The sequence below is a fragment of the Kitasatospora sp. NPDC002227 genome (assembly GCF_040296285.1).
Classification (GTDB): Bacteria; Actinomycetota; Actinomycetes; order Streptomycetales; family Streptomycetaceae; genus Kitasatospora.
On sequence record NZ_JBEOWY010000096.1, the window covers coordinates 1 to 11174 of the forward strand.

10 protein-coding genes are annotated in these 11174 nt (G+C 73.2%); 4 read left to right on the forward strand and 6 right to left on the reverse strand.

Annotation, left to right across the window (positions count from 1 at the left end):
* Positions 1 to 118: 118 nt before the first annotated feature.
* A complete protein-coding gene (locus ABT095_RS37965; protein ID WP_350534194.1) occupies positions 119 to 2026 on the reverse strand; it encodes a M1 family metallopeptidase in 1908 nt (635 codons plus the stop codon).
* Between the two features lie 328 nt (positions 2027 to 2354).
* On the opposite strand from ABT095_RS37965, the gene ABT095_RS37970 reads away from it, so the two are divergent.
* On the forward strand, positions 2355 to 2897 hold the full coding sequence (locus ABT095_RS37970) for a hypothetical protein (protein ID WP_350534195.1): 543 nt from the start codon (positions 2355 to 2357) through the stop codon (positions 2895 to 2897).
* A gap of 90 nt (positions 2898 to 2987) precedes the next feature.
* Positions 2988 to 4199: a sensor histidine kinase gene (locus ABT095_RS37975; RefSeq protein WP_350534196.1), complete on the forward strand. Its 1212-nt coding sequence runs from the start codon at positions 2988 to 2990 to the stop codon at positions 4197 to 4199.
* 4 nt (positions 4200 to 4203) lie between these two features.
* Here ABT095_RS37975 and ABT095_RS37980 read toward each other — a convergent pair whose 3' ends face one another.
* Positions 4204 to 5043: an alpha/beta fold hydrolase gene (locus ABT095_RS37980; protein WP_350534197.1), complete on the reverse strand. Its 840-nt coding sequence runs from the start codon at positions 5041 to 5043 to the stop codon at positions 4204 to 4206.
* Between the two features lie 83 nt (positions 5044 to 5126).
* Here ABT095_RS37980 and ABT095_RS37985 point away from each other — a divergent pair, with 83 nt between their 5' ends.
* Positions 5127 to 5582 (forward strand): MarR family winged helix-turn-helix transcriptional regulator, encoded by a 456-nt coding sequence (locus tag ABT095_RS37985; RefSeq protein ID WP_350534198.1) that lies wholly within the window; start codon positions 5127 to 5129, stop codon positions 5580 to 5582.
* Positions 5583 to 5607: 25 nt separating this feature from the next.
* Here ABT095_RS37985 and ABT095_RS37990 read toward each other — a convergent pair whose 3' ends face one another.
* From ABT095_RS37990 to ABT095_RS38000, 3 genes are read right to left on the reverse strand one after another with little or no spacing between them, the layout of a single operon-like run.
* On the reverse strand, positions 5608 to 6693 hold the full coding sequence (locus ABT095_RS37990) for an ABC-2 membrane transporter-related protein (RefSeq protein ID WP_350534199.1): 1086 nt from the start codon (positions 6691 to 6693) through the stop codon (positions 5608 to 5610).
* A complete protein-coding gene (locus ABT095_RS37995) occupies positions 6693 to 7688 on the reverse strand; it encodes an ATP-binding cassette domain-containing protein (protein ID WP_350534200.1) in 996 nt (331 codons plus the stop codon). The genes ABT095_RS37990 and ABT095_RS37995 overlap by 1 nt, the downstream gene beginning before the upstream one ends.
* 37 nt (positions 7689 to 7725) lie before the next feature.
* Positions 7726 to 8118: a GntR family transcriptional regulator gene (locus tag ABT095_RS38000; RefSeq protein ID WP_350534201.1), complete on the reverse strand. Its 393-nt coding sequence runs from the start codon at positions 8116 to 8118 to the stop codon at positions 7726 to 7728.
* A 148-nt stretch (positions 8119 to 8266) separates the two neighbouring features.
* On the opposite strand from ABT095_RS38000, the gene ABT095_RS38005 reads away from it, so the two are divergent.
* A complete protein-coding gene (locus ABT095_RS38005; RefSeq protein WP_350534202.1) occupies positions 8267 to 9724 on the forward strand; it encodes a DUF2079 domain-containing protein in 1458 nt (485 codons plus the stop codon).
* A 16-nt stretch (positions 9725 to 9740) separates the two neighbouring features.
* Here ABT095_RS38005 and ABT095_RS38010 read toward each other — a convergent pair.
* Positions 9741 to 11174: tetratricopeptide repeat protein (locus ABT095_RS38010; protein WP_350534203.1), on the reverse strand; the 1434-nt coding region annotated here is incomplete at its 5' end.

An 11174-nucleotide genomic window follows, 5' to 3' on the forward strand; every position in this document is an offset into this window, starting at 1 on the left:
TTTTGGTTTTTTTTGTTTTTTTTTTTCTTGTTCCCATCCCGCTCCGCCCGGGGGCTGCGCCCCCCGTGGGGGGGCCCCCCCGGGGGGGGGGGGGCCCCCACCACTCACCGTGCCGAGGTCAGCCCTCGATCCGGTGCTGGCTCCAGAAGGAGGTCAGGTCGGTGGTGCTGACGGCCTGCGCCGCCGCCTTGAACTCGGCGGTGGTGGAGACGCCGTACCAGTGCGCCTGCGCGTAGTCCTTGAGCAGCTTGGCCATCACGGTGTCGCCCAGCTGGCGCTGGAGGTCGTGCAGGGCGCACTTCCCGTAGCCGTAGACGACGGTGGAGTACCGGCCCGAGTTGGCGTCCCAGTAGGCCATCGAGTTGGTGATCTTCTCGGCCGAGGAGGCCCAGGAGACGCTGTTCCAGCAGCCCGAGCCGGTGCTGCCGAGGGCCAGGTCGGTCGAGTAGTCGGTGAACGCCTCGTCCAGCCAGGGCCCGTTGTACTCGTCGTCACCGACGATGCCGTACCACCACTGGTGGGCGATCTCGTGGGTGAGGGCGGTGGTGGAGACCAGGTCGAGCACGAAGCCCGGGTACTCCATGCCGCCGAACCAGAAGTTGTTGTCGATCACGGCGTCCAGCTCGCCGTAGGGGTACGCGCCGAACCGGGCCGCGTGGGCGTCCACCGCGGACTTCGCGGTGGAGAGCATCGACTGCGAGTCGGAGGAGCTGATCCCGTTGACGGAGTAGATGTTGACGGCGACCCCGGCAGGGGAGGTGCCGGAGATCTTCGTGAACGGCCCGGCCGCCCAGGCGAAGTCGCGCACCTTGCTCGCGGTCGCGTGGGTGACGGTGCGGCCCGAGGTGCCGGGGGAGTCGACCGAGGTTCCGGTGGCGGGCACCTGAAGGCTGGTCGGGTGGTCCAGCGTCACGTCGAAGTCGGCGGCCAGCGAGTAGAAGGCCTCACCGTTGTTGGTGTACGGGTCCAGGTGCCAGCCGGCACCGTCGCGGATCGCCAGCACCGGCAGCGCGTTGCCGATGAAGTTGAACGAGCCGTCCCGCCCGAACCGGTCGGCCCCGCTCGGCACGCTGATACCGAGGTCGAAGCCGATGGTGCCGCCCTGACCCTGGGCCACGGGCGCCGGGAGGGTGATCTTCATCGCGGTGCAGGCCACCGAGAGCGCCGAAGCCGTGCCGCCGGTCACGTTGGTGACGGTGATCGGGGTGGTCGGGCAGCTGCCGTGCCAGTTGTCCCACAGCCGCAGGTACACCTCGGTCAGCGGAGTGACCGAGGGGTTGGTGAAGGTGACGCTCTCGTGGCCGTTCCAGACGCTGCCCGCGGCGTCACTGCTCAGGCTCACCGTGTACTTGCCCGGGGAGGGCGTGCGCACGGTGTCGGTGGGCGGCGGGGGATTGCCGCCTCCGCCGGTGGTCAACGAGAAGTCGTCCAGCACGAAGCTGGTCTGCAGGCTGGAGTCCTCGACGCCGCTGAAGGCCAGCGGGACGGTCTGCCCGATGAACGAGGAGACGTCGAAGGTCTTCTGCACGTAGCCGGCCGCGGCGTTCACGTTGGAGTAGCTGGCCAGCGTGGTCGAGCCGAGCTTGACGGTCAGCTTGTCGTACGCGGTCGAGCCGGTCTCGGCGGTGTCGATGTGCAGCCAGAAGCTCAGCGAGGCCGTGGTGCAGCCGCTGGGTATGGTCACGCTCTGGGAGAGCGTGTCGGTGTGGGACGAGCCGTAGCCGTCCAGCCAGGCGAAGGAGCTGCCGGAGTGGGCGCTCTGGCCGGAGGCCGCGCCGATCACCCCGCTGGAGCTGGTCCAGCCCGAAGTGCCGCTCTCGAAGCCGGGGTTGGCCAGGATCTGCGTGGGGGTGCAGTCCAGGGGTGCGACGGCGGCATGCGTCCCTGCCACGGCCTTTCCGGCCCCGGCCGTACCGACCGCCTGGGCGGTGGTGGCACCGGCCGCGTTGGCCAGGCAGACGCTCGCGAACAGCGCGGCACCGGCGGCGAGTGTGAGGCCTCTTCTCGCCGTGCCCGTTCCTCTCATGGTTTCCTCCCGGGTGGTGGAGCGCCCGGGGGAGCCCGTCGGGCGGGCAGCCGCAGAGAGGCGCTCCCGTCCCTGAGGCCAGGAGGAAGCCTGACAGTAAACTCCCGGTATTGAAAGAGTCATGACAGGATTGCCCCGGTTTGCTGACCCGTCGTCACCAACAGCGCCGTCCGAGCGAGCGGTGACAGGTGGGACGAGAGTGGGACTCGGGGCTCATGCGCCCGGGACTGCCCCGGGGGGACGGTGGGGAGTGTTCCGAACCGGAAGGAGGCAACGCCGCCACCCGTGACCGATCGCGGACTCGACCCGCATCAGATCGAGGTTCGACATGACCGACCAGACCACCTCACGGGAGACGTTCGGCGTCACCGTGCACCTCATCGACCAGGACGGCCGCTGGGGCGAGGCCCTCGCCCAAGGCATCCTGCTCGCGGCCCGGACAGTGGTGGTGCCGCACCCGCCCGAGCGCCTCCGTGACCCCTGGAACCAGCTCGGCGTCCAGATCGCCCGCTACGCGGACGACGGCAGCCGGGACATCCTGAGACAGAAGATCACCGTCTCGGGCCTGTCCCTGCGGGCCCTGGAGGTCGACGGCACCGTCACGACCTCGGCCCAGCTGAACCTCAGCCAGGAGATCGACTACCCGGAGGTCGTGTTCACCCGGGACGAATTCGTTCGCCAACTGACGGACACCAAGGGTGACCTGTGGGCCACCTACTCCAACCTCGGCTACCCGATCCATCGCTCCGGCCAACTCGGGCCGGGCGACGAAGGCCTCGCCGCCCCCTATGCGATGGGCGTGACCGAGTACTCGGACGGGCAGTGCTGCAATTCCGGCCCGCGTCTGCCCTGCTGCGTGATGGGGACCTGACGGGACTGGCCCCCGCCGTCCCCGCCCGCCCGCCGCCCAGGCGGGCGGGCCTGCCCGCCCTGACACGTACAGACGGAACAAGGAAATCCAGTGGACCTCGCAGCAAGCCCCAGCGCCCCGCCCCTCACCCGTCGCCGGGTGCAGTCGGTCTGGTTGCAGGACCTCGCCCTCTCGCTCGCGATCACCGTGCCGGACGTGTTCTTCGCCGGGAACCCGACGGCCCCGGGGACCGGCTGGGCGACCCAACTGCAGGTGCTGGGATTCGCCCTGCTGCAGGCTGTCGCGCTGGTCCTGCGCCGCCGGCATCCATTGGTGGTCTTCGCGGTGGTGTGGGGGTTGACCACCGCAGCCATCGCGCTCACGGCGGCCGGGGTGGTCGCTTACACCCCGTACTTCGGCCTGCTGCTCGCCCTCTACACGGTGGCCGAGTACTGCGGGCTGCCCGCCGCCTTCGCGGCGCTCGCGCTGACCATGGTGCCGGTGGCGCTGGAGACCTATCACCTGGTCGCGATCTCCCCGTCCCGCTGGCTCACGGCGACCGTGGCGGCGAACCTCGCCTTCATGCTGCCCCTGACCGGCGCCGCCTGGGGCCTGGCCCGCTGGGGCAGGGCAGCGCGGGCCGCCGCCGAGCGGGACCGGCGGGAACTCGCGGCCGCCCGGGAGCGGGTCGTCCGCGAGCGGACCCGGATCGCCCGGGAGCTGCACGACATCGTGGCGAACGCCGTGGCCGTCATGGTGATGCGGGCCGAGACCGCCCGCACCTGCGAAGGCTCCGACCCCGGCCGGACGGCCGAGGCCTTCGGCCACATCGAGGAGCTGGGCCGGGCCGCGATGGCCGAGCTGCGCCGGATGCTGCGGCTGCTGCGCTCGGCCGACCCGGAGACGGACGAAACGGCCGAGACCGAGGGCCGGCGGGGCCTCGGCGACCTCCAGCAGCTGCTCGAGGACGTCCGCCGCGCCGGGGTGGCGGTCGAGCTCGAGGTGGTCGGCACCCCGGCCCGGCTCGACGCCAGCGTCGACCTGACGGCCTACCGGCTGGTCCAGGAGGCCGTCACCAACATCACCAAGCACGCCGGGCCGGGCAGCCACGCGGCCGTCCGGGTCACCTGGGCCGAGCGCCTCCACCTGGAGGTCACCGACGACGGCGCCGGCCACACTCCCGCCGCCCGCCGCGACCTCTCCACCGGCCACGGTCTGCTCGGCCTCGCCGAACGCGTGGCCGTCTGCGGCGGCGAACTCACCGCGGCCCCCTACCGCTCCGGGTTCCGCGTCACCGCCACCCTCCCGGTCTCACCGGGCTGAGCCGCTACGGCAGCTCGAGGAAGGCCGATATCCGCCGGTCGAGCTCCGCGCCGCCCGCGAAGGGGAGGCCGTGGTGCGAGACCCCGGGCAGCAGCTCCGCCCGGACGTGCGGCACAGTCCGGGCGGCGGTCACCAGCCGGGTGCTGTGGTGCGTGCGGCTGTGTTCGGCGAAGAGCGCGAGGGTGGGGGTGCGGAGCCGGTCGAGCCGGGGGCGGGGGCCGGTGACGATGTGCCGGCCGGGGTAGGTGGCCGCCAGGCCGTGCAAGGTCCGCAGGGCCGCGGTGCCGAGCGGCCCGCCGGTCTCCCAGTCGGCGAGGGCCAGCGCCCGGGCCGCGCTCGGCCGGGCCAGCAGCGGCAGCGCACGCAGCAGGTAGCCCGGGCGGTACCCGGCGAAGCACTGGGTCGGGTCGAGCAGCACCAACCGCCGTGCCCGCTGCGGAGCGTGCACCGCGTAACCGAGCGCCAGCCAGCCCCCGTACGAGTGGCCGAGCAGCGCCGCCTCGCCGAGCCCGAGCCCGTCGAGCACCTCGCCCAGCCAGTCGAGCAGCTCCGGTACCCGCCTGGGCGGGCGTTCGCCGGGCGTGCTGAGCCCGGCCTCCTGCAGGCGGTCGACGGCGTAGAGGCGGTGGGTGCGGCCGAGGCCGGCCACGTTGGCGTACCAGACGGCCGCGGTCGCGTTGCCACCGTGCAGCAGGACGAGCGGCGGGCCGTCCGGTGCGCCGGTGATGTTGACGTGGGTGCGCCCGAAGCGGGTGGGCAGCTCACGGGTCTCCACCGGGGTGGGCCACTCGGCGAGCACTGCGTCGTAGGCGGTGCGGAAGGCGGAGGCGGTGACGCTGGTCAACTGAGGCTCCGATCGAGGGCGGGCCACGAGACAGTTGTCTCGCCTGGCAAGTATCTCGCTCAACGAGAGAATATACTGGCACCATGTCAGCACCGGACCCGATGCTCCTCGTCCACCGCCTGCGGGCCGTCACCGTCGAGCTTGATGCCCTCGCGGCCCGCTTCGCCCAGACCAACGGGCTGCATCCGACCGACCTGCGTGCCCTGATCTGCCTGCTGGACGCGGCCCGGTCGGGCACGGCGGCCACCCCGGGCTACCTGGGCGGGCAGCTCGGGCTGAACTCGGCGGGCACCACGGCCCTGGTGGACCGCCTGGAGCGACTGGGCCACGTCCGCCGCGAGCGCGACACCGCCGACCGGCGGCGGGTGCTGCTGAGCGTCACGGCGGAGGCGGTGGCGCTCGGGGAGTCGTACTTCGGTCCGCTGATCCGGCGGCTGCTGGACCAGGCCGGCGCCTACTCCCCGGCCGAACTGGCCGCCGTGCACCGCTTCCTCACCGAAACGAAAGAGCTCCTGGCCACCCCGCCGGAGGCGGGCTGACCAGGAGCGGCCGGTACGGGGCGGGCTAGCGGACCCGGCGGACCCACAGGAAGCAGAAGCCGACCAGCAGCCCCGCGAGCAGCAGCGCCAGCCCGCTCTCGGTCCAGAGCATCGGCCAGTGCACGCCGGCCGGCTGGTAGCTGGTGTAGGCCTGGACCACGTCCGGGTGGGTGTGGCAGGCGTCGGTGGTGCAGAGGATGCGGCCGTCGGGGAGGGTGTCGATCCAGTCGCTCGGCAGCGGCAGGCGGGTGCCGTCGGAGCTGATCAGGCCGTTCTCGAGGATGAGGGACTCCAGCGGGGTGCTGGTGCCCAGATGGCCGTTCTGCATCATGACGGTGGCACTGGACCCGCCGGGGTCGAGCGCCACTCGGGCGGCGACCACCGACTCCCGGGCCGGGGTGAACAGGAAGCGCAGCGCGTCGATCGCCAGGCGCAGCACCAGCAGCAGCGCGGCCGTCACCGCCATCGAGGCGACCACCCGGCGCACCACCAGCCCGACGGCCGCGCCGAGCGCGACGCCCAGCAGGCTGAAACCGACCACGGCCGGGCCGGTCGTGCTCCGGGTGAGCCAGGTGAACCAGTGGTAGTACCCGGGCACACCGAACCGACCCTCGATCACGCCGACCCACCAGGTGGAGACCACCGCGAGCAGGGTCGAGCCCGCGAGCGTCACCGCCAGCGGCACGGCGAGCCGGGCGGCCAGCCAGCGCCGGCGCGAGACCGACTGGGTCCAGGCCAGCCGGTAGGTGCCGGTCTCGAACTCACGGGCCAGCAGTGGCGCGCCGAGGAAGAGACCGAGGGCGGGCGGCAGGCCGACCAGCACCCAGCCGGTGATCTCCACGGCCGGCTTCCACAGCGCCCAGGGCTCCATGGCCAGTCCGTCCCTGCGGGCCTCGCACTCGGGCGGGAAGTAGACGTCGTTGCAGCCTTCAAGGTGGTTGACCGTCACATAGTGGTGGAACAGGCCGCCGGAGGCGAGCAGCCAGGCGCAGACCAGCAGCAGCACGGCGCCGCCGACCAGGAAGGCGGTGCGCTCCTGGCGACCGCTCAGCCAGGTGACGCCGCGCAGCCCGAAGCGGGAGCGGGGCCGGTCGAGGAGGGTCGCGGCCATCAGGCGGCCACCTCCGCGGCACCGGCCGAAGCACCGGCCGAGGCGTCGGCCGCAGTACCGGCCGCAGCCTGGGCCGGGACGGCCTCCGGGAGCAGCAGCGGGGCCGCGTCGGGGGCGCGCAGGTAGCCGAGCAGCAGGTCCTCCAGGGTCGGTACGGTCACGTCCCAGCTCGGGTCGAGCGGGCCCGCGGGGCGGAGCAGGGCGGTGAGCTGACGGCCGGTGCGGCGCAGCTCGACCACCCGGTGGCCGGCCAGGCCGGGCGGGGTGCCGGGGCCGTCGTGGGCGCCGACCACCAGCCGGTGGGCCTCCCGCAGTTCGTCCACGTCGCCCGCGAGGCGGATCCGGCCGTCACCGAGCAGCAGCACGAAGTCGCAGACGCCGTCGAGCTCGGCGAGCACGTGGGAGGAGATCAGCACGGTGGTGCCGTGCTCGGCGGCCTCGGCCATCAGCAGGCCGGTGAGCTCCTGGCGGGCCACCGGGTCGACGTCGGAGAGGGGCTCGTCGAGCAGCAGCAGTTCGGGGCGCTTGCCGAGCGCCAGCGCCAGGGCGACCCGGGTGCGCTGGCCGCCGGTCAGGGTGCCGACCCTGGCCCCGGGGTCGAGATTTCCCTGGGTGACGATCCGTGCGGCGGTGGCCTGGTCCCAGCCGGGGTTGAGCTCGTGGCCCGCGCGCAGCGTCTCGGCGACGGTGAGTCTCGGGTAGAGCGGCTTGTCCTGGGCGAGGAAGGCGACCCGGCTGCGGGCCTCGGCGCCGGTGGCCGGGCGGCCGAAGACGCTCACCTGCCCGGTGGTCGGGGCCAGCAGGCCGGTGGCCAGGCCGAGCAGGGTGCTCTTGCCGGCGCCGTTGGGGCCGACCAGCGCGCAGATCCGCCCGGCGGGCAGCCGGACGTCGCAGTCGCGCAGGGCCCAGTTCTTCCGGTACTTCAGGCCCAGGCCGACCGCGGTGAGCGCGGCGGGCTCGCCGGGGCCGGCGGTGGCAGGTATGGGGTGGCTCACCCGGGCTCCTCATGGGGTGGTGCTGCGGTGGGGCTGGTCAGGCGTCCGGTTCGGCGAAGCCGCTGTCCAGGGCCGTGGTGACCAGGGCGTCGACGTCCTCACGGTCGAGCCCGGCGGCGCGGGCCCGGCGGACCCAGTCGGCGAGTTCGCCGTGCAGGGCGGAGTCCGCCACGGTCTGCGGTTTGGCGAGCGAGCGCCGGACGAAGGTGCCGACGCCCCGGCGGCTGTCGACCAGCCCCTCCCGCTCGAGCTCGCGGTAGGCCTTGAGCACGGTGTTGGGGTTGATCGCGGTCGCCTCCACCACCTCCCGCGCGGTGGGGAGCTGGTCGCCCGGCAGCAGCACGCCGAGCCGCAGGGCGCGCTTGGTCTGCTCCACGATCTGCAGGTACGGGGAGAGCCCGCTGTGCCGGTCGATGAGGTACTCGACCACGCTGGACCGCCATTCCACTAGTTATCTAGGGAAATCCTGCCCAGTTGGGCACCTGCCCGTCAAGCCTGAGCCAGGAGACGGCCTTGACAAGGCCTTTCGCGGCGTGATCACCATTCCACTAGTTAACTAGTGGAATGGTGATCAGGTGATGATCGACAACCTGGTGCGTCCGGCGCCCACCGCGCCGACGCTCTCCGTGGTCCGGCGTCGGACCGGCCCGACGCAGCTGGGCCTTGCCGTCGGCGGCCTGTACTTCGTGCTGTACACGCTGCTCTCGATCAGCCGTCACGAGCGGATGCTGAGCGCCGCCTTCGACCTCGGGATCTTCGAACAGGCCGTCCGCGCCTACGCCCACGGGCAGCTCCCGGTGGTCCCGCTCAAGGGCCCCGGCTACGACCTGCTCGGCGACCACTTCCACCCCGTGCTCGCCCTGCTCGCCCCCGCCTACCGGCTGTTCCCCACCCCGGTCACCCTGCTGGTCGCCCAGGCCGCGCTGTTGGCCCTGGCCTGCCTGCCCGTCACCCGCTGGGCGTACCGCACAGCCGGCCCGCGGGCCGGGCTGGTGATCGGCCTGGCCTTCGGCAGCTCCTGGGGCATCGTCTCGGCGGTCTCCTTCGACTTCCACGAGATCTGCTTCGCCGTGCCGCTGCTCGCCTTCGCGGTGGAGGCGCTGGGGGAGCGGCGCTGGCGGGCGGCCGTGCTGTGGGCGCTCCCACTGGTGCTCGTGAAGGAGGACCTCGGACTGACGGTGGCGGCCCTCGGCGGCTACCTGGCCCACCGCGGCGGCGCCCGGCCGGTCCGGCGGCTCGGGCTCGCGGTGGCGGTGTTCGGGCTGGGCGCGACGGTGGTCGAGATGGCCGTCCTGCTGCCGCTCGCCAACCCGCACGGGGTCTTCGACTACTGGCACCAACTGCCCGGCACCCACACCGGCGGCGGCGCCTCGCCCTGGGCGGCGCTCGCCCTGGCGGCCAAGCTCGGCTGGCCGCCGGTGAAGTGGCTGCTGCTCCTGATGCTGGCCGCGCCGGTCGCCTTCGTCGGGGTGCGCTCCCCGCTGGTGCTGCTCTGCGCGCCGACGTTGGCCTGGCGGTTCCTGGCCGACAACGTGCACTACTGGCAGCCGAGCTACCACTACAGCGCGATCCTGATGCCGGTGCTGTTCGGCGCCCTGGTGGACTGCCTCGGGCGGCGCCCGGGCCTGCAGCCGGCCCGGGGGCGGCGGCGGGTGCTCGCCGTCTGCGCGGCCTTCGCGGTGGTGACGACGGCGGTCTACCCGATGCGGGAGCTGGCGCTGCCGAGCAGCTGGCAGCCCTCGGCCCACGTCCGGAAGGCGCACCGGCTGCTGGCCGCGATACCCGACGGCGCCCACGTCGCCTCGACCAACCGGCTGGCGCCGATCCTGGTCGCGCGGGCCGAGGTGAGCCTGGTCTGCCAGCAGCCGGGGCCGCTCTCGGCCGACCCGCCGGAGTGGGTGGTCGCCGACGCCACCGACCCGACGGTCAAGTCCCCCTGCGCCGAGGCCGCCACCGCGGCCGCCCTCGCCGGCTACCGCGCCGAGGGCTACCGCACGGTGGCCGAGGAGGACGGCATCACCGTCCTACGGCGCTGACCGCGCCCCGGCCGGCTCAGGCGAGCTTGGCGCGGACGGCGTCGGCGCCGGGGTGGCGGACGGCTTCGAGGGCGGTCACCGCCCGCGTCCAGGAGTCGCGGGCCTCGTCGAGTCGGCCGGCCAGCCGGTGGGCGTCGCCGAGGTGGTCGAGGCTGGAGCCCGTGCCGCCCTGGTCGCCGAGCTTGACCCGCAGGGCGATGGCCTGGCGGAGCCAGGACACCGCCTCCTCCGCGTCGCCCGCGCCGAGGTGGGCCTGCCCGATGCCGTCCAGGATCGCGGCCTCGACGTAGAGCGTCCTGCTCGCACGGGAGAGTTCGAGGGCGGGCCGGTAGCGCTCGATCGCCTCCTGGTAGCGCCGGAGCTTGTGGTAGGCGAAGCCCAGGTTGTTCATCGCCGCCGCCAGCGGGCCCTCCCGCACCGGACCGCGCCGCTCGGCGAAGGCCCGCTCGTAGGCGGTGATGGCCTCCTCGTAACGCTCCACGCAGTGCAGCGAGGAGGCGTAGTGGATCATCGAGGTGAAGTGGGTGTGAGGGTTGTCGCCCTGCTCCGCGAAGCCCAGACCCTCGCGGGCCTTCGCCAGCGAGCCCTCCAGATCCCCGCAGACCCGGTCGGCCGTGCTCAGCCCGGTGAGCATCTTGGCCAGCGAGACCGGATCACCGAGCTGCCGGGCCGCCTCGAGCCCGATCGTGTCGCAGGCGCGCAGCTCGGCCCAGAAGGCGGTCTGGGTGAAGACGTGGAACAGCTCGCCGCCCAGCATGCAGGCCGCCAGCGGATGCGGCCCGGCGGCGGCCAGCTCGGTCACGACCCGGAAGTTGGAGCGCTCCTGGCGGGCCCACTCGATCGCCGCCGCCCGGTCCGCCAGGACCGGCAGCGCGGCCGGAGGGGCGGCGCCCACCGAGGCGTAGTCCAGCGAGGTCCGCTCCCGGTTGAACCAGTCGGTCGCCGCCGCGACGGCGTACAGGTACCAGGAGACGAGCCGTTGGCCCGCCGACTCGCGCTCGGCGGCCGGTGTCTCGGCCTCGGCGCACTCGCGGGCGTAGGCGCGCAGCAGGTCGTGCAGGCGGTAACGGCCCATCACCGGGTTCTCGAGCAGATGGGCGTCGACCAGGGTCTCGAGTGCGTAGTCGGCCTCGTCGACGGAGCAGTCGAGCAGCGCGGCCGCCGCCTCCAGGCTCAGGTCCGCGCCGCCCCAGAGGCCGAGCAACCGGAAGGCGCGGGCGGCCGCGCGGTCGTCCACGGTCAGCGAGGAGCAGAGCGCGTCGTAGCTGACCCGGAAGGTGGCCCGCACCGCGGCGTCCTCGATGGCCAGCTCGTCCAGACGGCGGGCGCCGGCCAGGCGGTCGGCCAGGGAGCGCAGGGTCCAGGCCGGGCGGGCGGCCAGCCGGGCCCCGGCGATCCGGATGGCCAGCGGCAGGCCCGCGCACTGCGCGAGGATGTGGGCGGCCGCCTC